The organism is Coralloluteibacterium thermophilum (genome assembly GCF_042654365.1).
Lineage (GTDB): Bacteria > Pseudomonadota > Gammaproteobacteria > Xanthomonadales > Xanthomonadaceae > Coralloluteibacterium > Coralloluteibacterium thermophilum.
Genome location: NZ_JBHSGG010000005.1, coordinates 31,554 through 53,034 on the forward strand (window position 1 = coordinate 31,554; position 21,481 = coordinate 53,034).

Consider the following 21,481-nt stretch of genomic DNA (forward strand, 5'->3'; position numbering starts at 1 on the left):
CCCGTGATGCGCGCGCTGGGCAATCAACCTGCAGGCGGGAACAGCCGGGCGAAGGCCAGGTGGTCCTGGGGGTCGCCGTCGCGGATGGCGCGGCACCGCAGGAGGCCCTCGCGTGCGAAGCCGTTGCGCTCCAGGACGCGGACGGAGCCGAGGTTGCGCACGTCGGCATAGGCCGCGATGCGCCGGAGGCCGAACCGCTCCGCCGCCCAGGGCACGAAGGCGGCCACCGCCGCACCGACGATGCCGCGCCGCCAGTGACGGCGCCCGAGCCAGTAGCCGAGCTCCGCGGAATGCGCGAACTCCAGTTCGCCCAGCCGCAGGCCGATCCCGCCGACGGCCTCGCCCTCCACGTCGAGCGCGAACGCCGACAGCGGGGCCTGTCCCTCCACGAACCCGAACCAGGCGTCGGCATCCTCCGGCCGGTACGGGTGCGGAAAGCGCAGGGAGAGGTAGCGCGCCACCAGCGGGTCGTCCGCGTGCCGCAGCAGGGCGGCACGGTCGCCGCGCCGCCAGGGACGGATGCGCCCGCGCCCGAAGTCGAGGACGGGCTCCTGGCTCATACCGCCTCCAGCGCCTCGGCCAGCCGCTCCACGGCGACGACCTCGAGATCCTTGAACGCGCTCTTCTTCGGCGCGTTCGCCCTGGGCACGATGGCGCGCCGGAAGCCGTGGGTCGCAGCCTCCTTGAGCCGTTCCTCGCCGTTCGGGACGGGACGGATCTCGCCCGACAGACCGACCTCGCCGAAGGCGACGGTCTTCTCCGGCAGGGGCGCGTCGCGCAGACTGGAGAGCACGGCCAGCAGCACGGGGAGATCGGCGGCGGTCTCCTGCACCCGGATGCCGCCGACCACGTTGACGAACACGTCCTGGTCGAACACGCCGACGCCGCCGTGCCGGTGCAGCACCGCCAGCAGCATGGCCATGCGGTTCTGCTCCAGGCCCAGTGCGACGCGCCGCGGATTGGCCAGCGGCGACTGGTCCACCAGGGCCTGCACCTCGACCATGAGCGGCCGCGTGCCCTCGCGGGTCACCATGACGGCACTGCCGGGGTTGGCCGCCGCACCGGACAGGAAGATGGCCGAAGGATTCGGCACCTCGCGCAGCCCCTTGTCGCCCATCGCGAACACGCCGAGTTCGTTGACCGCGCCGAAGCGGTTCTTGAAGGCGCGCAACACGCGGAAGCGGCTGCCCGACTCGCCCTCGAAATAGAGCACCGCGTCGACCATGTGCTCGAGCACGCGCGGTCCCGCGATGCCGCCCTCCTTGGTCACGTGCCCGACGAGGAACACGCTGGTGCCGGTCTCCTTCGCGAAGCGCACCAGGCGGGCGGCGCTCTCGCGCACCTGGCTGACCGAGCCCGGCGCCGCGGTGAGCTGCTCGCTCCACAGGGTCTGGATGGAGTCGGCGACGATCAGTCGCGGGCGGTGCTCGACGCAGCGCGCCAGCACCTTCTCCACGCAGGTCTCGGCCAGCGCCGCGAGGTTGTCCAGCGGCAGCCCGAGCCGCTGCGCACGCCCGGCGATCTGCCCGAGCGACTCCTCGCCGGTGACGTAGAGGCTGGGCAGCTGCTGGCCGATGGACGCCAGCGCCTGGGTCAGCAGGGTGGACTTGCCGATGCCGGGATCGCCGCCCACCAGCACGACCGAGCCTTCGACCATGCCGCCGCCGAGCACGCGGTCGAGTTCGCCGATGCCGGTCGAGACCCGCACCTCCGCCGCCTGGCTGACGCTCGCCAGCGAGGTGACCGCGGCGTTGTCGGTGCGCCCGGCCCAGCCGCTGTGGCGCGCCGGCGCCGCCGCGCCCTTGCCGGCGGAGGCCGGCTCAACCACGAATTCCGACAGCGTGTTCCAGGCGCCGCACTCGCCGCACTGGCCCTGCCACTTGTTGAAGCTGGCCCCGCATTCGGAGCAGACGTAGGCGGTCTTGGCCTTGGCCATGGGTGCTGGTTCGCGACGGACAGTGCGCAAGCCTACGCAAGCGGCGTCGCGGAAGGCGAGACGCCTGCGGCCGCCGCCGGCCTCGCCCGCCGCGGAAACGACGAAGGGCCCGCATCGGCGGGCCCTTCGTCATCGAACGTCTGGTGCCGGAAACAGGAGTCGAACCTGCGACCTACGCATTACGAATGCGCCGCTCTACCAACTGAGCTATTCCGGCGGAGCCGGCAATTCTACGGGCGGCCGCGGCCGCGGCGCAACGGCCGCGCTCAGTCGACCAGGGCGATGCGGAGCTCCTTCGGCAGGGCGAAGACCATGGTCTCCGGCTGGCCGTCGAGTTCGCGCACGCCGGTGGCGCCGAGTTCCCGCAGGCGGGCGAGCACGCCCTCGACCAGCACTTCCGGGGCGGAGGCGCCGGCGGTGACGCCGACGCGGCCGCGCCCCACGATCCAGGCCGGGTCGATGTCCTTCGCATCGTCGATCAGGAAGGCGGTGGCGCCGCACACCTCCGCCAGCTCGCGCAGGCGGTTGGAGTTCGAGCTGTTCACGGAACCGACCACCAGCACCACGTCGCAGTCCGCGGCGAGCGCGCGCACGGCGTCCTGGCGGTTCTGGGTCGCGTAGCAGATGTCGTCGTGCTTCGGCCCCTGGATGGCCGGGAAGCGCTCGCGCAGGGCCGCGATGATGTCGCGCGTCTCGTCCACCGACAGCGTGGTCTGGCTGGTGTAGGCGAGATGCCCGGGCTGGCCCACCACCAGTTTCCGCGCATCGGCCACGCTCTCGACCAGGTGGATCTGTCCGGCGCCGCAGCCGGCGTCCCACTGCCCCATCGTGCCCTCCACCTCGGGGTGGCCGGCATGCCCGATCAGGACCACGTCGCGCCCGGCGCGGCAGTGGCGGGCGACCTCCATGTGCACCTTGGTCACCAGCGGGCAGGTGGCGTCGAACACCTTGAGGCCGCGCCGCTGGCCCTCGCGCCGCACCGCCTGGGAGACGCCGTGCGCGCTGTAGATGACAATGGCGCCGTCCGGCACCTCGTCCAGCTCCTCGACGAAGACGGCACCGCGCTGCTTCAGGTCGTCCACGACGAAGCGGTTGTGCACGACCTCGTGGCGGACGTAGATCGGTGCGCCGAAGTTCTCGATGGCGCGCTTGACGATCTCGATCGCACGGTCGACGCCGGCGCAGAAGCCGCGGGGATTGGCGAGCAGGACGTCCATAACTCAGAAAGTCCGGCCATGGACGGCCGGGTTCCTCAACGGGGAGGCCGGCATTATCCCCCCTTCGTCCCGGCCTTGCCCGTGAACACGCTGAACAGCACGATCCCGATCGCGCCGCCCACGATGGCCGAGTCGGCGAGGTTGAACGCCGGCCAGTGGTAGCTGCGCCAGTAGACCAGGATGAAATCCACGACCTGGCCGTGGACCAGGCGGTCGATGACATTGCCGATCGCGCCGCCGATGACCAGGGCGAACGGCAGGGCCGTGCGCCAGTCGCTGCGCGGGGTGCGCGCCAGCCACCACGTCAGCAGGCCGCTGATGCCGATGGCCAATGCGGTGAAGAACCAGCGCTGCCAGCCGCCGGCCTCGCTCAGGAAGCTGAAGGCCGCGCCGGGGTTGTAGGTCAGGGTCCAGTCGAAGAACCCGGGGATCACCTCGATGCGCTCGTAGAGGCGGATCGAGCCGAGCACGATCCACTTGGTGAGCTGGTCGAGCGCGATCACCACGACGGAGAGCGCGAGCCAGGGCAGCGCGTTGGGTTTGACCTGCGACATTCGGGGCATCCTGCTGCAGGCGCCGGACGGCGCCAGGGGGAAAGCACGCATCGCACCGCGCCGCTCCACGCAGGAACGCGGCGCGGCACGCTCTAGAACCAGCGCCGGACCTCGCCGGGACCGTCCACGTTGCCGGCACAGCGCCCGCACAGCTGCGGGTGCGCGGCGTGGCTGCCGACGTCGGGCAGATAGTGCCAGCAGCGGATGCACTTCTCCGCGGCGCTGGGCACCGCCCGCACCCAGGCGTCGATGCCCTCGGCGCGGACCGCGTCGTCCGGGCGGGCGTCGGCCGGATGCACGCGCAGCGCCGAGGTGATGAAGAGGTAGCGCAGCTCGTCGGCGACGCCGGCATAGCGCGCCGCGGTCGCCGCGTCGACGTAGAGGTCCACCTCGGCCTCCAGCGAGGCGCCGATGACCCCGGAGGCGCGCATCGGCTCCAGCACCCGGCTGACCGCCTCGCGCAGCGCCAGCAGGGCATCGAGGTCGGCCGCGGACAGCGCGGCGTCCGCCGGCAGCGGCGCCAGGCCCTCGTACCAGGTCGCGAACAGCACGTTGTCCTCGCGCGCGCCCGGCAGGTAGCCCCAGATCTCGTCGGCGGTGAAGGCCAGGATCGGCGCGATCCACCGCACGAAGGCCTCCGCGATGCGGTACATCGCCGACTGCGCGGAGCGCCGGCCGAGCGAATCCACCGGCATGGTGTAGAGCCGGTCCTTGGTCACGTCGAGGTAGATCGAGCCGAGGTCGACGGTGCAGAAGTTCGCCAGCGCCTGCACGACCTCGGCGAAGTCGTAGCGCGCATAGGCGGCCGCGATGCGCTCCTGCAGCGCATGCGCGCGATGCACCGCCCAGCGGTCCAGCAGCACCGAGGCCTCCAGCGGCACCAGGTGCCGCGCCGGGTCGAAGCCGGCGAGGTTGCCGAGCAGGAAGCGCGCGGTGTTGCGGATGCGCCGGTAGTTGTCGGCGCTGCGCTTGAGGATCTCGTCCGAGACCGACATCTCGTTGCGGTAGTCGGTCGAGGCCACCCACAGGCGCAGGACGTCGGCGCCCATCTTGTCCATGACCTGCTGCGGCGCGACCACGTTGCCGATGGACTTCGACATCTTCCGGCCCTGCGCGTCCACGGTGAAGCCGTGGGTCAGCACCTGCCGGTACGGCGCCGCGCCGTCCATCGCCACGCCGGTGAGCAGCGAGGACTGGAACCAGCCGCGGTGCTGGTCGGAACCCTCCAGGTAGAGGTCGGCCGGCTTGCCGTAGCCGCGCGCGGCCAGCACGCCCTCGTGGGTCACGCCGGAGTCGAACCAGACGTCGAGGATGTCGGCGATCTTCTCGTACTGCGCCGCCTCCTCGCCCAGCAGCTCGGTCGCGTCCAGCGCGTACCAGGCGTCGATGCCGTCCCGCTCCACGCGGTCGGCGACCTGCCGCATCAGCGCCACGCTGCGCGGGTGCGGGTCGCCCGTCTCGCGGTGCACGAACAGCGCGATCGGCACGCCCCAGGTGCGCTGGCGCGAGATGCACCAGTCCGGGCGCCCCTCGACCATGCCGGCGATGCGCGCCTTGCCCCACTCGGGGAACCAGCCGACGGCGTCGATGGCGGCGAGCGCCTGCGTGCGCAGGCCGGCCTGGGTCATGGAGATGAACCACTGCGGCGTCGCGCGGAAGACCACCGGCGTCTTGTGCCGCCAGCAGTGGGGGTAGCTGTGGCGGATGCTGGCGTGCGCCAGCAGCATGCCGGCGGCGCGCAGCGCCTCGACGATCAGCGGCTCGGCCTTCCACAGGTGCACGCCGGCCAGGGCGGTCCCGCCCAGCGCCGGCGTGCTCGGCAGGTAGACGCCGCGACCGTCCACCGGGTTGATCTGCGCTGCGCCGTAGCGCTCCAGCAGGCCGTACTGGCGGCTGACCGCGAAGTCCTCCTGGCCGTGCCCGGGCGCGGTGTGCACGGCGCCGGTGCCGGCGTCGTCGGCCACGTGCTCGCCCAGCAGCAGCGGGATGTCGCGCTCGGCGTAGAACGGATGCGCCAGGACGTGGTTCTCCAGCGCGGCACCGCGCGCGCGACCCAGGATCGTCGGCGCGTCGATGCCGTAGCGCGCCAGCGCCGGGACGGCCAGCGCCTCGGCCAGCACCAGCAGCACGCGACGGCCGTCGCGCGCGGGCCCCTCGGCCAGCACATAGTCCAGGCCGCCGCCGACCGATACCGCGAGGCTGGCCGGCAGCGTCCACGGCGTGGTGGTCCAGATCGGCACCGCGACGACCGCCTCGCCTGCCTCGACGCCGAAGAGCGCGGCCAGGGCCTGCGGGTCGCGGGCGTCGTAGGCCACGTCGATGGCGTGCGAGGTCTTGTCGGCGTACTCGATCTCGGCCTCGGCGAGCGCCGAGCCGCAGTCGAAGCACCAGTGCACCGGCTTGGCGCCGCGCACCAGGTGGCCGTTCTCCACGATCTTCGCCAGCGCGCGGATCTCGTTGGCCTCGAACTGGAAGTCCAGCGTGCGGTAGGGGCGCTCCCAGTCGCCGAGCACGCCCAGGCGCTTGAAGTCGCGCCGCTGCAGGTCGATCTGCTCGGCCGCGTACTCGCGGCACTTCTGCCGGAACGCGGCGGCGTCGAGCTTGTCGCCGACCTTGCCGTACTTCTTCTCGACCGCGATCTCGATCGGAAGGCCGTGGCAGTCCCAGCCCGGCACGTAGGACGCGTCGAAGCCCGCCATCAGCCGCGACTTCACCACCACGTCCTTCAGGATCTTGTTGACCGCGTGCCCGATGTGGATGGCGCCGTTGGCGTAGGGCGGGCCGTCGTGCAGCACGAACTGCGGGCGGCCCTTGGCCTTCTCGCGGATGCGCGCGTACAGCCCCTCCGCCTCCCAGCGCTCGAGCATCTTCGGCTCGCGCTTCGGCAGATCGCCGCGCATGGGGAAATCGGTGGCGGGCAGCTGGATCGTGCCCTTGTACGGGTTGGTCTGGTCCTGGCTCACGCGTCGGCCTTGGCTGGGGTGGCGCCGAGGATCGCCCGCGCCTCGGCGGCGTCGCGATCCATCTGGACGACGAGGGCGTCCAGGTCGGCGAATTTCTCCTCGTCGCGCAGGTGCGCGACGAACTCCACGTCGATCCGGCGCCCGTAGAGGTCGCCGTCGAAATCGAACACATGCGCTTCGAGCAACGGCTCGATGCCGTCGACGGTCGGCCGCGTGCCGAGGCTGGCGACGCCCGGCAGCGGGAGCGCGCCGATGCCGTGCACGCGCACCGCGAAGATGCCGCCCAGCGCCGCGGTGCGGCCGCCGAGGCGCAGGTTGGCGGTGGGGTAGCCCAGCGTGCGTCCGAGCTGGCGGCCGCGCACCACGCGCCCGCCGATGGCGTAGGGCCGCCCGAGCAGGCGTCCGGCCTGCTCCAGCTCGCCCGCCTGCAGATGGTTGCGGATGGCCGTGGCGGACACGCGTTCGCCGGCGTGCATCACCGGCTCGATCTCGTGCGCGGCGAAGCCGTGTTCGGCGCCCATCCGGCGCAGCAGCGCGATGTCGCCCCCACGGCGGTGGCCGAAGCGGAACTGCGGCCCCACCCAGACCTCGCGCGCGCCGAGACGCCCGACCAGCACCTCGCGGACGAAGTCCTCCGCCGGACGCGCGGCGAAGGCGGCATCGAAGCGCAGCAGCCCGACGCGGTCGGCGCCCAGGCCGAGGAGGCCGGCGATCTTGGCGCGCGGCAGCGTCAGCCGCGGCGGGCGGGCGTCGCCGGCGAAGAACTCGCGCGGCAGGGGTTCGAAGCTCAGCGCCACCGCCTCCGCATCGAGCGCGCGGGCGCGATTCACCGCCGCCGCGACCAGCGCCCGGTGGCCCAGGTGCAGGCCGTCGAAGGCGCCGATGCACACGGCGCTGCCGCGCGGGCACGGGCGCAGGCCGTGGACGTCACGGAACAGGCGGCGCGCGGCGGCGGGCGGTGGCGTTGCGGTCACGGGGATCTCGGTGGGGCGCGCGGACGGACGGCCGCGCGCGCCGGTGGCCGCGGCGACCACCGAACCACGAAGTATAGACGCCCTGTAAAGGGCTCAATGCCGCAGGTGGCGCGGACGCAGGCCCAGCGCCGCCAGCGCCGACCCGTAGGCGAGCACGCCCGCGCCCACCGCGGCCAGCACGCCGGCGACGCGCCCGGCCGGGTGCAGCGCCGTGAAATCGCCCACGGCGGCGGAGACCGCCACCACCACGCCCGTCATCACCAGGCAGGCCAGGGCGATCTGCAGCAGCAGCCTGCCCCAGCCCGGCAACGGCCTGTAGATCCCCAGGCGACGCAGGGAGCGCCACAGCAGCACCGCGTTGACGATGCCCGCGAGCGCGGTCGCCGCGGCGATGCCGCCGTGGGCGCCGGGGACCTCCAGCCACCACAGCGGCGCGACGATGACGACGGTCAGCGCCACGTTGCTCGCGACCGTCCACAGCGCGGCGCGCATCGGCGTCTTCGTGTCCTGGCGCGCGTAGAAGGCCGGCGTCAGCACCTTGCTGAGCATGAAGGCCGGGATGCCCACGCTCATCGCGGCGAGGCTGATCGCGGTCATGCGCGTGTCCAGCACGCTGAACGCACCGTAGTTGTAGACCGTGGCGGTGATCGGCCCCGCCAGCAGCAGCAGGCCCAGCGCCGCCGGCACCGCGATCAGCAGGGCGAGGCGCAGCGCCCAGTCCAGCGAGGCGTTGTAGCCGGTGCTGTCGGTGCTCGCATGGGCGCGCGACAGGTGCGGCAGGATCACCGTGCCGATCGCGACGCCGAACAGCCCGAGCGGGAACTCCACCAGCCGGTCGGAGAGGTACAGCCAGGTCTGGCTTCCGGTGACCAGCAACGAGGCGAAGACCGTGCCCACCAGCAGGTTCAGCTGCGCGACCGAGGAGGAGAACAGGGTCGGCAGCATCAGGGTCGCCACCTTGCGCACGCCCGGATGGCGGAAGTCCACCCGGAACCGCGGCCGCAGGCCGAGCCGCCCCAGGGCGGGCCAGAGCACCGCGAGCTGCAGGACGCCGGCCGCCAGCACGCCCCAGGCCAGCGCCATCGGCGGCACCTCGAACTGCGGCGCCAGCCACAGCATGGCCGCGATCATGGCGAGGTTGTGCAGGATCGGCGTCGCCGCCGGCAACGCGAACTTCCGGTAGCTGTTCAGGACCGCCGCCACCAGCGCCATCAGCGAGATGAACAGCAGGTAGGGGAAGGTGATGCGCAGCATCGCCGCGATCAGGCCGAGCTTCTCCGGGTCGTCGAGCGCCCCGGGCGCGAACACCCGCGCCACCAGCGGCGCCAGCAGCATACCCGCCGCGGTCACCACCAGCACCACCGCGCACAGGGCGCCGGCCATGTGGTCGATGAAGTCCTTCAGCGCGGCGCGGTCGCCCTTCTCGCGGATCTCGTTCAGCACCGGCACGAAGGCCATTGCCATGGAGCCCTCGGCGAACACCCGGCGCAGGTAGTTCGGGATCCGGTAGGCGATGACGAAGGCGTCCATCGCCGACGAGGCGCCGAACAGCGTGGCCTGCAGCATGTCGCGCACGAAGCCGGCGATGCGCGACAGGAAGGTCATCCCGCTGAACGCCGCGGTCGAGCGCAGCAGCCCCGGACGGCTCATGCCGCCCTCCCCGCGCGGGCCCGCCGCGGCGCCGCCGCCTCCCGCAATTGACTCAACCCCATGAAACCACCATAATTTCCGGTCTTTCGTCCCGAACCACACCAGCTTCCAGGAATCCCATCGTGGCAAACATCAAGTCCGCCCAGAAGCGTGCCCGCCAGGCCGTCGTGCGCAACGCGCGCAACTCCAGCCAGCGCTCGCGCCTCCGCACCGCCGTCAAGAACGTCATCAAGGCCATCGGCGCCAACGACGTCGCCGGCGCCGAAGCCGCCTACAAGATTGCCGAGCCGATCCTCGATCGTTTCAGCGCGCGCGGCCTGATCCACAAGAACAAGGCGGCCCGCCACAAGAGCCGCATCAGCGCCCGCATCAAGGCGCTCAAGACCGCCGCCTGATCGGCGCGGGGTTCGGGACACGGAAAAGCCGGCGCAAGCCGGCTTTTTTGTTGCCCCGGCCCAGGCCCGGGCAGACGCCCGGGAGCACGGCACGACGGGGCCCGCCGACGCGGCCTCGCCTGCGCGCGCGGCCGCCACCGGGGCGTCCGGTTCCTGCGCCGTGCCGACGCGCGCGCCGGCGCGGCGTGGCCGCGACTGGACGGATTCCACGCCGGTTCCGCGGACTCAGCCGCCGGCGCCGCCGCGCCAGGCCGCCTCTTCCGCGGCCTCGGCCAGCGCCTCGCGCTGGCGGTCGAACTCGGCCATGACCTGCTGCGCGATCGGCCAGGTGCCCTCGCGGGCGAGCGCCGAGACCACGAACCACGGGCCGGTCCAGCCGAGCAGTCCGACGATGGCCGCCGCGTGCGCGTCGCGCTCCTCCGGCAGCATCAGGTCGCCCTTGTTGAAGACCAGCCAGCGCGGCTTGTCGAGCAGGGCCTCGTCGTACTTGCGCAGCTCGTTCTCGATCGCCCGGACCTGCCCGGCGACGGCCTCGGGCGTGGCCTCGTTCTCGTCCAGCGGCGCCATGTCGACCAGGTGCAGCAGCAGGCGGGTGCGCTGGATGTGGCGCAGGAACAGCGCGCCCAGCCCCGCGCCCTCGGCGGCGCCCTCGATCAGGCCCGGGATGTCGGCGATGACGAAGCTGCGGTGCGGCTCGACCGCGACCACGCCCAGGTTCGGATAGAGCGTCGTGAACGGGTAGTCGGCCACGCGCGGCGTGGCCGAGGAGACCGCGCGGATGAAGGTGGACTTGCCGGCGTTCGGGAAGCCGAGCAGGCCCACGTCCGCGAGCAGCTTGAGCTCGAGGCGGACCAGGCGCACGTCGCCCTCCGTCCCCGGCGTGGCCCGTCGCGGCGCCCGGGTGACCGAGCTCTTGAAGTGCATGTTGCCCAGCCCGCCCTTGCCGCCCTGCGCGACAAGGAGACGCTGGCCGTGGGCGGTCAGGTCGCCGATCAGCTCCTCGGTCTCGACGTTGGTGACCGCGGTGCCGACCGGCACGCGGATCTCCAGATCCTCGCCGCCCTTGCCGTACATCTGCCGGCCCATGCCGTTCTCGCCGCGTTGCGCCTTGAAGCTGCGCTGGTGGCGGAAGTCGACCAGGGTGTTGAGGTTCTCGTCGGCGACCAGATACACGCTGCCGCCGTCCCCGCCGTCCCCGCCGTCCGGCCCACCCAGCGGGATGAACTTCTCGCGGCGGAAGCTCACGCAGCCGTTGCCGCCATTGCCCGCGGCAACCTGGATTTCTGCTTCGTCGACGAATTTCATTGCTTGAGAGCGGGGAAGAGGGAATGGGGAAGAGGGAATGGGAGGCCTGAGGCACGAGGAAGTCTAGCTCGCGAATCGGCCATGGGACGCGAAGCACGATCCCACCGCACACGCGCATGAACGAGCGTACGCCCCCGGGATTGAGCCGAGCCGGCACCTCCCGCTTCCCGACTCCCACTTCCCGGCTTCAAAAAGAAAAGCCCCGCCGAAGCGGGGCCTTTCGCTACGGCGCAGGCGCCTGGATCAGGCGACCACGCTCACGGTGCGGCGCTTGTTCGGGCCCTTGGTCGAGAACTCGACCTTGCCGTCGACCAGCGCGAACAGCGTGTGGTCGCGGCCGATGCCGACGCCGGAACCCGGATGGAACTGGGTGCCGCGCTGGCGGACGATGATGTTGCCGGCCTCGATGGCCTGGCCGCCGTAGATCTTGACGCCGAGGTACTTCGGATTGGAGTCGCGGCCGTTGCGCGAGGAACCTACGCCCTTTTTGTGTGCCATGACTGCTTCTCCTTACTTCTTGCCGCCGGCGCTGATGCCGGTGATCTCGATTTCGGTGTAGTGCTGCCGGTGCCCCTGCTGCTTGCGGTGGTGCTTGCGGCGGCGGAACTTCACGATGCGCACCTTGTCGGCGCGGCCGTGCGCACGGACCGTCGCGGTGACGGTGGCGCCCTTGAGGTCGTCGCCCAGGGTGATCGACTCGCCGTCGCCCAGCATCAGCAGGTTGTCGAACGTGATGGTGGAACCTTCCTCGACGTCGAGCTTCTCCACGCGCAGGGTCTCGCCCTGGAGCACGCGGTACTGCTTGCCGCCGGTAACCAGAATTGCGTACATACCGGATGCTTCCTTTAGTAGTTCTTTTTCGGTGCCGCACGCCCGGACGCGGGCGAACAGAAGCGGGATGATACCGGCCCGGCCCGACGCGGGTCAATCGCGGGCGCGGCAGATCCGCGCGGAAGCCACTGAATCCGCTGTGGAATGTGAAGGCCGCCCGCCTGCACCTTCCTGAACTCCGCGACCGCGCCGTCGTCCCGGCGCCCGGGCGGGGTTGCGGCCGCTGCTATCCTGCCCCATCTGAGCCGACGTGCCGCTCCCGGCAGGCGACATGCCGCCCTGAGCGCGGCCCCTGCCCCACGCGGCGTCTCCCCCAACCGGACGGACCATGGACACCATCCGCATCCGCGGTGCGCGTACCCATAACCTCAAGAACCTCGACCTCGACCTTCCCCGCGACAAGCTGATCGTGATCACGGGGCTGTCCGGCTCGGGCAAGTCCTCGCTCGCCTTCGACACCATCTACGCGGAGGGCCAGCGCCGCTACGTCGAGTCGCTCTCGGCCTACGCGCGCCAGTTCCTGAGCGTGATGGAGAAGCCCGACATCGACTCGATCGAGGGCCTGTCGCCGGCGATCTCCATCGAGCAGAAGTCGACCTCGCACAACCCGCGCTCGACGGTCGGCACCATCACCGAGATCTACGACTACCTGCGCCTGCTCTACGCGCGCGTCGGCACGCCGCGCTGTCCGCAGCACGACCTGCCGCTGGATGCGCAGACCGTCAGCCAGATGGTGGACGCCGTGCTCGCGCTCGACCCGGAGCAGCGCTACATGCTGCTGGCGCCGGTGGTCCGCGACCGCAAGGGCGAGCACGCGCAGATCTTCGACCAGCTGCGCGCGCAGGGCTACGTGCGCGTGCGGGTGGACGGCGAGCTCCACGAGATCGACGCGGTGCCCCGGCTCGCGCTGCGCGTGAAGCACACCATCGAGGCGGTGATCGACCGCTTCCGTCCGCGGCCGGAGCACAAGCAGCGCCTGGCCGAGAGCTTCGAGACCGCGCTCAGGCTCGGCGAGGGGCTGGTCCAGGTCGTCTCGCTCGACGACGACAAGGCCGCGCCGCTGCTGTTCTCCTCGAAGTTCTCCTGCCCGGTCTGCGACTACTCGCTGCCCGAGCTCGAGCCCCGGCTGTTCTCGTTCAACTCGCCCAACGGCGCCTGCCAGAGCTGCGACGGCCTGGGCGTGACCCAGTTCTTCGATCCCGAACGCGTGGTGGGCCATCCGGAGCTCAGCCTCGCCGCGGGCGCCGTGCGCGGCTGGGACCGGCGCACGACCTACTACTTCCAGCTCGTCAGCGCGCTGGCCAGGCACTACAAGTTCAGCGTCGACACGCCCTGGAACGCGCTGCCGGAGAAGGCGCGCAAGGCCGTGCTGTACGGCAGCGGCGACGAGCCGGTGAGCTTCACCTACATCTCCGATTCCGGCGGGCGTCACCAGCGCAGGCACCCGTTCGAGGGCATCGTCCCCAACCTCGAGCGCCGCTACCGCGAGACCGATTCCGCGGCCGTGCGCGAGGAACTCTCGAAGTACATCAGCAACCGCCCCTGCCCCGACTGCGGCGGCGCCCGCCTCAACACCGCGGCGCGCCACGTGTTCGTGGCCGAGCGCAGCCTGCCGCAGATCTCCAAGCTGCCGGTGGACCAGGCGCTGGAGTTCTTCTCCGGCCTCACCCTGTCGGGCTGGCGCGGCGAGATCGCGGCGAAGATCGTCAAGGAGATCCGGGAACGGCTGAAGTTCCTGGTGGACGTGGGCCTCGACTACCTCACCCTGGAGCGCCAGGCGGACAGCCTGTCCGGCGGCGAAGCGCAGCGCATCCGCCTCGCCTCCCAGATCGGCGCCGGCCTGGTGGGCGTGATGTACGTGCTCGACGAACCCTCGATCGGCCTGCACCAGCGCGACAACGAGCGCCTGCTCGGCACCCTCACCCGCCTGCGCGACCTCGGCAACACGGTGATCGTGGTCGAGCACGACGAGGACGCGATCCGCCTCGCCGACCACGTCCTGGACATCGGCCCGGGCGCGGGCGTGCACGGCGGCGAGATCGTCGCGCAGGGCACCGTCGAGGACATGATGGCCTCGCCGCGCTCGTACACCGGGCAGTACCTGTCGGGCGCGCGCAGGATCGAGGTGCCCGCCAGGCGCCATGCGCCGGACCTGAAGCGCATGCTCCGCATCGAGGGCGCCAGCGGCAACAACCTCAAGAACGTCGACCTCGAGATCCCCGCCGGCCTGCTCACCTGCGTCACCGGCGTGTCCGGCTCCGGCAAGTCCACGCTCATCAACAACACGCTCTACCCCCTCGCCGCCAGCGAGCTCAACGGTGCCGCCGCGCGCGCCGCCGCGCACCGCGCGGTGCACGGCATGGAGCTGTTCGACAAGGTCGTCGACATCGACCAGTCGCCCATCGGCCGCACCCCGCGCTCCAACCCCGCGACCTACACCGGCCTGTTCACGCCGCTGCGCGAGCTGTTCGCCCAGGTGCCGGAAGCGCGCGCCCGCGGCTACTCGCCGGGCCGCTTCAGCTTCAACGTGCGCGGCGGCCGCTGCGAGGCCTGCCAGGGCGACGGCCTGATCAAGGTCGAGATGCACTTCCTGCCGGACGTGTACGTGCCCTGCGACGTCTGCCACGGCAAGCGCTACAACCGCGAGACGCTGGAGATCCTCTACAAGGGCCACAGCATCCACGACGTGCTGGAGATGACCGTCGAGGACGCGCTGAACCTGTTCGAGCCGGTCCCGTCCATCGCGCGCAAGCTGGAGACGCTGATCGACGTCGGCCTGTCCTACATCAAGCTGGGCCAGGCGGCCACCACGCTGTCCGGCGGCGAGGCGCAGCGGGTGAAGCTCTCCAAGGAGCTGTCGCGCCGCGACACCGGCAGCACGCTCTACATCCTCGACGAACCCACCACCGGCCTGCACTTCCACGACATCGAGCACCTGCTCGGCGTGCTGCACCGCCTGCGCGACGAGGGCAACACGGTGGTGGTGATCGAGCACAACCTGGACGTCATCAAGACCGCCGACTGGATCGTCGATCTCGGTCCCGAGGGCGGGCACCGCGGCGGGCAGATCATCGCCACCGGCACGCCGGAGGACGTGGCGCGGAACCCGGCCTCGCACACCGGGCGCTTCCTCGCCCGCATGCTTCCGGGGTTCGATGCCGCCACGCCCGCAGCGGCACCGAAGAAGGCCGGCGGAAACGGCAAGCGCAGGAGGTCGGCGGCATGAGCACGGACGAGGACAAGCGGAACGAGGCGAAGGGCAGGAAGGACGAGGCGGCCAAGCCGCGGCGCGCCCCGCGCAAGCGCGTCGCGCGCAAGCCGGCGGACGCAGCACCCAAGGCGGGGGCCGCCACGCAGGACGCGTCCCCGGCCCCTGCGCCCGCCGCCACCACGGCGCCGGCGCCGGCTCCGGTTCCGGCGCCCCCGGCCGGCGCGGCCGCAGCGGCGCCCCAGCGCGTCGTGCTCACGCGGATGCCGCTGCCGGTGCGCTGGCGCGACCTCGACGCCTTCAACCACGTCAACAACTCGAACTTCCTCACCTACCTCGAGGAGGCCCGCGTGCGCTGGCTCACCGGCCTGGCGGGCGACGGCCTCGACGGCCAGGTGCTGCCGCTGATGGCGGCGGCGCGGCTCAACTACCGGCGACCGATTCCGTGGCCCGCCGACGTGGTCGTCGAACTCCACGTCGAGCGCCTCGGCACCACCAGCGTGACCATCGGCCACCGCATCGTGGCCGCGGACGACGACGCGGTGCTCTACTGCGACGGCGATGTGACCATGGTCTGGGTCGACCTCGCCAGCGGCAAGCCGGCGCCGCTGCCGGCCCTGGTGCGCACCGCCTGCGGCGGATGATCCTGAACGGAAGGCCGGCCTCCGCGGAGACCGGCCGACCCCGTACGGCGGCGCCGTGCGTTGCAGGTGAATACCATCCGCAGACCGCACCGGGAATCCAATGATGCGCACGCCCTTCAAGTCCGCCCTCGCCTCGGCCCTGCTCGTCGCGCTCGCCGCCTGTTCGCCGGCCGCGCCCGACCGGGAGCCGGCCAACGGAGCCGCCAGCATGCCCAGCCCCTCCCGCGACGCCGCCGGCGCCACCCGCCTGACCGTGTACAGCGGCGACTTCGAAGGCGTGAACAACGCCTACCCGGGCGAGGGCATGCCCGGCCTCGCCCTGGTGAGCCAGACGCTCCGCCGACAGGTCCCCGCCGGCGACGGCGAGCTGGCCGTGACCGGCCTTCCGCGCGCGCTCGACGCCGGCACCGTCGCGCTGGCTCCGCAGGATGGCGGCGTGCAGGTGCGCGGGCAGCGCTACGAATTCGCCCTGGCGGGCCAGGAGGAACTGCTGCAGCGCTCCATCGGACGCCCCATCGAGGTGAGCTACAGCACCGGCGGCAGCCGCCAGACCGACCGCGGCGTGCTGCTCGCCGCCGGCAACGGCCTGACCCTGCGGCTCGACAGCGGGCGCATCAAGGTGCTGCGCGAGTACGACAGCTTCGACCTGGTGGAGCTGCCCGGCGGCCTCAACGCGCAGCCGACCCTGCGCTGGCAGCTCGCCGCCGACGCCGCCGGCGAGCGCGACTTCCTGCTCGACTACGCCACCGGCGGGCTGGCCTGGCGCGCCGAATACCGGGCGGTCCTTGCCGGCGCCGACGGCGCCTGCCGCATGGACTTCGCCGGCAGCGCGCAGGTCGCCAACCGCTCCGGCGCCGCCTTCGCCGACGCCGAGCTGACCCTGGTCGCCGGCGAGCCCAACCGCACCGCCAAGGTGCAGCCGCGCATGGAGCGGATGCAGATGGCCGCGGCGCCGATGGCCGCCGACGTCGCCGGCGCACCCGAGCCCCTCGCCTCCGGCGAGTACCACGCCTACACCCTGCCCGGCCGCACCGATCTGCCCGACGGCAGCGTGCAGCAGGTGCCCCTGCTGGATGCGGCACGCGGCGTCGCCTGCGAGCGTCGCTACGAGACCCGCAACGGCGTCGCCGGCTGGACGCCGCCGCGGCCGATCGTCCAGCGCGACTTCAACCTGGTCCAGGGCCGCATCCAGGTCGGCGCCTCGCTGCGCTTCCGCAACGACGCGGAGGCGGGACTGGGCCGGCCGCTGCCGGAGGGACGCGTGCGCATGTTCGACGGCGCCGACTTCCTCGGCGAGGCGACGCTGCACCACACCCCGGTGGGGGCGGAGGTCGCCCTGCCGATCGGCAACGTGTTCGACCTGAGCGGCGAACGCCGCCGCGAGGACTTCCGGCTCGACAGTGCCGGCCGCACGATGACCGAGCGCTTCGTCGTCACCCTGCGCAACGCCCGCGATGCCGCGGCCACGGTGCGGGTGGTGGAGGGCCTGCCGCGCTGGAGCGAGTGGGAGATCGTCGAGGCGGGCGGCCGTACCTGGACGCGCGAGGACGCGCATGCGGTGGCGACCGAGGTCGAGGTCCCCGCGAACGGCGAAGCCGCGGTGACCTACACCGTCCGCTACCGCTGGGCCGCGGACGTGCAGCCGCAGTAGGCCTGCCCGGGGGCGGGATTTGCGGCAGACTGCCCGCCCCTTCCCATCTTCTCCCGCCATGCTCGACATCATCGAACACGAGGGACTGCACGAACTCCGCCTCGCCCGTCCTCCGGTCAACGCCCTGGATCCGGCACTGCTCCGGGCGCTGATCGAGGCGGTCGAACGGGCGCCCCAGCGCGGCGCGCGCGGGCTCCTGCTCTCCGGCGGCCAGGGCGTGTTCTCGGCCGGTCTCGACGTGCCGCACCTGCTGACCCTCGACCGCGACGGAATCCGAGGAGCCTGGAGCGCGTTCTTCGGCGCGGCGCGGGCGCTCGCGCGCTCGCCGATACCGGTCGCGGTCGCCATCGGCGGGCACTGCCCTGCCGGCGGCTGCGTGCTCGCCCTCTGCTGCGACTACCGGGTCATGGCCGACGCGGGCGACGGCGCCGCCGCGTTCCGCATCGGCCTGAACGAGGTCCAGGTCGGGCTTCCAGTCCCGGACTCGATCCAGGTCCTCATGCGCCGGGCGGTGGGGCCGCGCGCAGCGGAAACGCTGCTGGTGACCGGCGCCATGGTCGAGGCGCGCCGCGCGCTGGCACTGGGCCTCGTCGACGAGCTCGTGGCGCCGGAGGCCGTCCACGGCCAGGCCATGCAATGGCTGCGGGACCTCGCGCGACTGCCCGCCCAGGCGGTGCGCGCAACGCGTGCGGTCGCGCGCGCGGACCTCGTCGCGGCCCTGGGCGAGGCGGACACGATGGACGTGGAGCCCTTCGTCGAGCAGTGGTTCGGCGAGGAAACCCAGGCCGCGCTGCGCGCGATGGTGGCGCGCCTCGGCCGCTAGAACGCTTCAGGCGCCGCCGCCGACGCGGCGGCGGCCTCGGTCCCCAGCCGCTCCGCAAGTTCACCTGGAGCCGGGCCGCCCCATTGAGCCCGGCTCTGAGTGAACTCAGCGGGCTTGGCAGTGCAAAGTGCCGCCTCCACCAGGATGCGGGGTCCAGCCGCAATCGAAAGAGCCGGTGCCCGATCCACTGACTTCCGCGCCGATCCGCCGGAAGTAGTCGGCAAGATCCGTCACGTCGTCACCACCGCTGGCAGGACCGTACCAGTGTCCTTGGCCTCCGAAGGATGCAGGCCCCATCGGCACAAGTTGGCCGTTCGGGGTGCGAGCGCTGTCCGGAACATACTCCACGCGCTGCTCGGCCAGCTTCACCTGAAAGTAAAGGTGCCCGCCGTCATGAGTATTGATCTTTACGTTCAACAAAGCCTGCGGACTTGCACCAAGATATGCTGCCGCAAAGCTGACGATAGTCTGGTAGACACTCTCTGCGATCGGGAAATTGGTGGTGTTTACGCTGAAGTTGGGATCCCTGAGCCGATCACCGATGCGAGCGCGGAGATTGTTGTCCAGCATCACATCGTAGATGGATGCGGTCCCCAAGCCATTTACGCCAAGATCGTGCGCATGCACCTCGATTTCCAGCCGGTTGGTCCCTCCAGTCGCATCGTGCAGATTTTTCATCGCATCGAAGGCTGCAATGGCACCATCGGGAGGAACTCCCTGATCGACCCGGTAGTACCCGCTCGCAGCCTTAATCTCGCGCCTCGGCTCCTCCCATCCTCCACCGCCATCGGTCCAGCTTACGGTCGCAGCGAGGAAAATGCCGTAACGGAGGCTATACACAAAGTAGTACCCGCTCCCTTGCACAAGGGCGGCCTGCTCCAACTGGACATAGTTGGAGCAAGATTCGCACTGGACAGTCCTCGGCAACTGCTGCGCCACGCCAGGCCTCCATGACAACGCCGAAACCGCCAGCACGACGCTTACCAACGCACCCTTCGCAAAATCCATATGCACTCACTCCTTGGGTAGTTCTCCATCCGGACGATATCCGGCTGCCGCTCCAGCGCGACTGTCATCGATCATATACGGAAATTGGCGAGGTTTGACACGAAAAACACGCCTGCAGGAAGGGCGCCACCTGTTCCGCGAAGACAGTGGTAAGCGAGCCTCACCGCGCCGCCTCCAGGCGCATGCGCAGGTTCACCAGCATGGCCGCGGTCGCTCCCCAGATGCGGTAGCCGCCCCACTGGAACTCCACCACCCGCCGCGGGCGCCCCTTCCACTCGATCTGGGCGGCATGGGCGTTGGCCGGGTCGAGCAGGAAGGACAGCGGCACCTCGAACAGTTCGTCGACCTCGCGCGGGTCGATGGCCGGCACGAAGTCCGGCGACACCCGCGCCACCACGGGGAAAACGTGGAATCCGGTGATGGTGACCAGCGGGTCGAGGTAGCCGACGGGGGCGGCCTGCTCCCGCGCGAGGCCCACCTCCTCGGCGGCCTCGCGGAGCGCGGCGGCGACCGGATCGGCATCCTCCGGCTCCATGCGACCGCCGGGGAAGCTGATCTGCCCGCCGTGATGGCGCAGTTCGGCGTGCCGCACGGTCAGCAGCACGCACGTGCCCCCGTCCCGCGGCACCAGGCCCACCAGTACCGCCGCAGGTCGCAGTGCCGTGCCCGCAGGCAGCAGGTCGGCCACCTCGCCCATGTTCCACGCCGGCACGGTGGGTGCCGCGTCCAGCGGAAGCAGCGCGCGGGGCAGGCGCGGAAGCTCGGGCACGGAGATCGCCGGGGCCGTCGGGGCGCGCGCGGCAGGCGACGAGGAGAAGGAACCGCTCATGCGCGCATTCTGCCGCCACCCGCGCGGGCCGGCAGCGGCGCAGGCCGCAGGAACGACGAGGCCGCGCCGGATCGCTCCGGCGCGGCCCCCCGTCGCAGGCGCGCCCGAGGCGCGCCGTGGATCACTGGATGCCGACCAGCTTCACGTCCAGCGTCACGGCCTGGTTCGGGCCGATCGGGGACTGGGGCGTGTCGCCGTAGGCCTGGTCCGGCGGCAGCACCACCTCCCAGCGCGCGCCGGTGGACATCAGCGGCAGCACCTCGCGCAGGCCGGCCAGCGGAGCCTGGCCGACGTTGAGCGTGGCCTCGCGCTGCGGGATGAACTCCTCGCCGGTCGCGGCCAGCTTGGCGCTCAGCTGCACGTTGACGTTGCTGGTGGCGGTCGGCTTGGCGCCGCTGCCGCGCTCGACCTCGCGGTACTGCACGCCGCTGGGCAGCGTGGTCACGCCGGCCTGGGCGCGGTTGCTCGCCAGGAACTGGTCCGAACGGGTCTTGTTCTCCCGCGACGCGGCCTCGAAGGCGGCGCGCGCGCGCTCGAACATGCGGCGCTGCATGCCCTCGAGCTGCTGTGCCATCTGCTGGGGCTGCACGCTGGGGTCCTGCTTCGCGAAGCCATCCTGCACCGCACGCACCACCTGGGCGATGTCGACCTGCTCGCCGCTGTCGGCGAGGCTGCGGCCGAGGTCGTAGCCGATGGCGTAGCTCAGGGCGTTGCGGTCGACGGGCACCGGCGCCGGAGCCTGCTGAGCGGCCTGGGCGGGCTGCTGGTTCTGGGCCAGCGCGGCGCCGCTGAGGGCGATTGCCGCAACCGACGCGGCCAACAAGCGCAACTTCATTAACAACCTCCAGAGGAAGGAATTCCCTGCATGTCCGGGATTCGGGTCGGCCCAGGGATCCATCGTCGCGGCCGACGAACTAGCATAGCGGTGGCCATTTACGTCCGCCACCGGCTGCCATTGACCGGCCGCCGGGCCACAAGTTCCCGCCGGTTCGCCTCGAACCCGGCGGCATTCATCGAAGCCGGCCCGCATGCCCGATCCGACCCACACCCGTCCTGCCGTCACGGTGCCGCTGCCAAGGCGCGCCGGCCCGTGCGGCGGACCGCGGGCGTCCGGCACGACCACGACCACGGACGAGGCATGAGCGCGCGCCCGCTTCCTCCGCCCTGGCTGCGCCCGGCGGTCCGCACGGCGCTCGACGCCGCCGCGCCCTGCGTGCGCTGCGGCGCCTGCGATGCGCTCGCGCGCGCGGACGCGTCCCCGCAGGTCCTGCATCTCCTGGCGCTGGACGGGCGCCTGCCGGAGGCCGAGGACGCCGGGCTGATGCGGGCGGATCCGTCGCCCGTGCTCGACGCCGCCTGCCCCAGCCGCATTCCGCTGTCGGGGATCCTGCGCGACGCCCGGGACGAGCAACGGCGCCGCCACGAGGCGCGCGCGCGCCACGACGCCCGGCGCGCGCGCCTCGAACGCGCCGCCGCGGAGGCCGCGGCCCGGG

The 21,481-nt window shown here is 71.7% G+C and carries 18 protein-coding genes, 1 tRNA gene and 2 pseudogenes; 6 read left to right on the plus strand and 15 right to left on the minus strand.

Annotated features, from left to right (window positions below; genetic code table 11):
* Positions 1-23: 23 nt before the first annotated feature.
* The 9 genes and pseudogenes from ACFO3Q_RS03315 to murJ all read right to left on the minus strand — a co-directional run bounded on the left by ACFO3Q_RS03315 (position 24) and on the right by murJ (position 9,294).
* Positions 24-560 carry a GNAT family N-acetyltransferase gene (locus tag ACFO3Q_RS03315; RefSeq protein WP_377003216.1) on the minus strand — a complete coding sequence of 179 codons (537 nt, stop codon included), beginning with the start codon at positions 558-560 and terminating at the stop codon, positions 24-26.
* Positions 557-1,936 carry a DNA repair protein RadA gene (radA, locus tag ACFO3Q_RS03320; RefSeq protein WP_377003217.1) on the minus strand — a complete coding sequence of 460 codons (1,380 nt, stop codon included), beginning with the start codon at positions 1,934-1,936 and terminating at the stop codon, positions 557-559. Before radA ends, ACFO3Q_RS03315 begins: the two co-directional genes overlap by 4 nt.
* Before the next feature lie 141 nt (positions 1,937-2,077).
* Positions 2,078-2,153 (minus strand) — tRNA-Thr (locus ACFO3Q_RS03325).
* Positions 2,154-2,202: 49 nt separating this feature from the next.
* Entirely contained in the window at positions 2,203-3,153 is a 951-nt protein-coding gene (gene ispH / locus ACFO3Q_RS03330; RefSeq protein ID WP_377003218.1) for a 4-hydroxy-3-methylbut-2-enyl diphosphate reductase, read from the minus strand.
* Positions 3,154-3,206: 53 nt separating this feature from the next.
* Positions 3,207-3,707, minus strand: coding sequence for a signal peptidase II (gene lspA / locus ACFO3Q_RS03335; protein WP_377003219.1), 501 nt, complete (start codon positions 3,705-3,707; stop codon positions 3,207-3,209).
* A gap of 92 nt (positions 3,708-3,799) precedes the next feature.
* A pseudogene (locus tag ACFO3Q_RS03340) lies at positions 3,800-3,919 on the minus strand (zinc finger domain-containing protein); the annotation flags it as partial.
* A gap of 98 nt (positions 3,920-4,017) precedes the next feature.
* A pseudogene (gene ileS, locus ACFO3Q_RS03345) lies at positions 4,018-6,607 on the minus strand (isoleucine--tRNA ligase); the annotation flags it as partial.
* Positions 6,608-6,666: 59 nt separating this feature from the next.
* Positions 6,667-7,608, minus strand: a complete 942-nt coding sequence (locus ACFO3Q_RS03350; protein ID WP_377003234.1) for a bifunctional riboflavin kinase/FAD synthetase — start codon at positions 7,606-7,608, stop codon at positions 6,667-6,669.
* A 129-nt stretch (positions 7,609-7,737) separates the two neighbouring features.
* Entirely contained in the window at positions 7,738-9,294 is a 1,557-nt protein-coding gene (gene murJ, locus ACFO3Q_RS03355) for a murein biosynthesis integral membrane protein MurJ (protein WP_377003220.1), read from the minus strand.
* A 122-nt stretch (positions 9,295-9,416) separates the two neighbouring features.
* Between murJ and rpsT the strand changes: the two genes are divergently transcribed.
* Entirely contained in the window at positions 9,417-9,689 is a 273-nt protein-coding gene (gene rpsT, locus ACFO3Q_RS03360) for a 30S ribosomal protein S20 (RefSeq protein ID WP_377003221.1), read from the plus strand.
* 225 nt (positions 9,690-9,914) lie between these two features.
* Here the strand turns inward: rpsT and obgE are convergent, their stop codons facing one another.
* From obgE to rplU, 3 genes are all read right to left on the minus strand, one after another.
* Positions 9,915-10,994, minus strand: a complete 1,080-nt coding sequence (gene obgE, locus ACFO3Q_RS03365; RefSeq protein ID WP_377003223.1) for a GTPase ObgE — start codon at positions 10,992-10,994, stop codon at positions 9,915-9,917.
* 243 nt (positions 10,995-11,237) lie between these two features.
* Entirely contained in the window at positions 11,238-11,492 is a 255-nt protein-coding gene (gene rpmA, locus ACFO3Q_RS03370; RefSeq protein WP_377003224.1) for a 50S ribosomal protein L27, read from the minus strand.
* A 12-nt stretch (positions 11,493-11,504) separates the two neighbouring features.
* Positions 11,505-11,825, minus strand: coding sequence for a 50S ribosomal protein L21 (gene rplU / locus ACFO3Q_RS03375; RefSeq protein WP_377003225.1), 321 nt, complete (start codon positions 11,823-11,825; stop codon positions 11,505-11,507).
* A gap of 328 nt (positions 11,826-12,153) precedes the next feature.
* On the opposite strand from rplU, the gene uvrA reads away from it, so the two are divergent.
* The 4 genes from uvrA (at position 12,154) to ACFO3Q_RS03395 (ending at position 18,151) form a co-directional block, all read left to right on the plus strand.
* Entirely contained in the window at positions 12,154-15,051 is a 2,898-nt protein-coding gene (gene uvrA / locus ACFO3Q_RS03380; RefSeq protein ID WP_377003226.1) for an excinuclease ABC subunit UvrA, read from the plus strand.
* Positions 15,048-15,677 carry an acyl-CoA thioesterase gene (locus ACFO3Q_RS03385; RefSeq protein WP_377003227.1) on the plus strand — a complete coding sequence of 210 codons (630 nt, stop codon included), beginning with the start codon at positions 15,048-15,050 and terminating at the stop codon, positions 15,675-15,677. Before uvrA ends, ACFO3Q_RS03385 begins: the two co-directional genes overlap by 4 nt.
* Before the next feature lie 208 nt (positions 15,678-15,885).
* The gene (locus ACFO3Q_RS03390) at positions 15,886-17,328 is read left to right on the plus strand and encodes a DUF4139 domain-containing protein (protein ID WP_377003228.1); all 1,443 of its coding nucleotides are present in this window, start codon (positions 15,886-15,888) and stop codon (positions 17,326-17,328) included.
* Between the two features lie 58 nt (positions 17,329-17,386).
* The gene (locus ACFO3Q_RS03395) at positions 17,387-18,151 is read left to right on the plus strand and encodes an enoyl-CoA hydratase/isomerase family protein (protein ID WP_377003229.1); all 765 of its coding nucleotides are present in this window, start codon (positions 17,387-17,389) and stop codon (positions 18,149-18,151) included.
* 105 nt (positions 18,152-18,256) lie between these two features.
* On the opposite strand, the gene ACFO3Q_RS03400 is transcribed toward ACFO3Q_RS03395, so the two are convergent.
* From ACFO3Q_RS03400 to ACFO3Q_RS03410, 3 genes are all read right to left on the minus strand, one after another.
* Positions 18,257-19,159, minus strand: coding sequence for a hypothetical protein (locus tag ACFO3Q_RS03400; protein ID WP_377003230.1), 903 nt, complete (start codon positions 19,157-19,159; stop codon positions 18,257-18,259).
* Positions 19,160-19,319: 160 nt separating this feature from the next.
* On the minus strand, positions 19,320-19,988 hold the full coding sequence (locus ACFO3Q_RS03405; RefSeq protein WP_377003231.1) for an NUDIX hydrolase: 669 nt from the start codon (positions 19,986-19,988) through the stop codon (positions 19,320-19,322).
* 121 nt (positions 19,989-20,109) lie between these two features.
* Positions 20,110-20,823: an FKBP-type peptidyl-prolyl cis-trans isomerase N-terminal domain-containing protein gene (locus ACFO3Q_RS03410; RefSeq protein WP_377003232.1), complete on the minus strand. Its 714-nt coding sequence runs from the start codon at positions 20,821-20,823 to the stop codon at positions 20,110-20,112.
* Between the two features lie 303 nt (positions 20,824-21,126).
* On the opposite strand from ACFO3Q_RS03410, the gene ACFO3Q_RS03415 reads away from it, so the two are divergent.
* Positions 21,127-21,481, plus strand: a 355-nt coding sequence (locus ACFO3Q_RS03415; protein WP_377003233.1) for a hypothetical protein, incomplete at its 3' end; no start/stop codon positions are given.

Coding starts and splice junctions, on each gene's coding strand:
- rpmA (WP_377003224.1), bottom strand. CDS start 11,492: ATGGCACACAAAAAGGGCGTAGGTTCCTCGCGCAACGGCCGCGACTCC.
- ACFO3Q_RS03410 (WP_377003232.1), bottom strand. CDS start 20,823: ATGAAGTTGCGCTTGTTGGCCGCGTCGGTTGCGGCAATCGCCCTCAGC.
- uvrA (WP_377003226.1), top strand. CDS start 12,154: ATGGACACCATCCGCATCCGCGGTGCGCGTACCCATAACCTCAAGAAC.
- lspA (WP_377003219.1), bottom strand. CDS start 3,707: ATGTCGCAGGTCAAACCCAACGCGCTGCCCTGGCTCGCGCTCTCCGTC.
- radA (WP_377003217.1), bottom strand. CDS start 1,936: ATGGCCAAGGCCAAGACCGCCTACGTCTGCTCCGAATGCGGGGCCAGC.
- obgE (WP_377003223.1), bottom strand. CDS start 10,994: ATGAAATTCGTCGACGAAGCAGAAATCCAGGTTGCCGCGGGCAATGGC.
- ispH (WP_377003218.1), bottom strand. CDS start 3,153: ATGGACGTCCTGCTCGCCAATCCCCGCGGCTTCTGCGCCGGCGTCGAC.
- rplU (WP_377003225.1), bottom strand. CDS start 11,825: ATGTACGCAATTCTGGTTACCGGCGGCAAGCAGTACCGCGTGCTCCAG.
- ACFO3Q_RS03405 (WP_377003231.1), bottom strand. CDS start 19,988: ATGAGCGGTTCCTTCTCCTCGTCGCCTGCCGCGCGCGCCCCGACGGCC.
- ACFO3Q_RS03385 (WP_377003227.1), top strand. CDS start 15,048: ATGAGCACGGACGAGGACAAGCGGAACGAGGCGAAGGGCAGGAAGGAC.
- ACFO3Q_RS03390 (WP_377003228.1), top strand. CDS start 15,886: ATGCCCAGCCCCTCCCGCGACGCCGCCGGCGCCACCCGCCTGACCGTG.
- ACFO3Q_RS03395 (WP_377003229.1), top strand. CDS start 17,387: ATGCTCGACATCATCGAACACGAGGGACTGCACGAACTCCGCCTCGCC.
- ACFO3Q_RS03315 (WP_377003216.1), bottom strand. CDS start 560: ATGAGCCAGGAGCCCGTCCTCGACTTCGGGCGCGGGCGCATCCGTCCC.
- murJ (WP_377003220.1), bottom strand. CDS start 9,294: ATGAGCCGTCCGGGGCTGCTGCGCTCGACCGCGGCGTTCAGCGGGATG.
- ACFO3Q_RS03400 (WP_377003230.1), bottom strand. CDS start 19,159: ATGGATTTTGCGAAGGGTGCGTTGGTAAGCGTCGTGCTGGCGGTTTCG.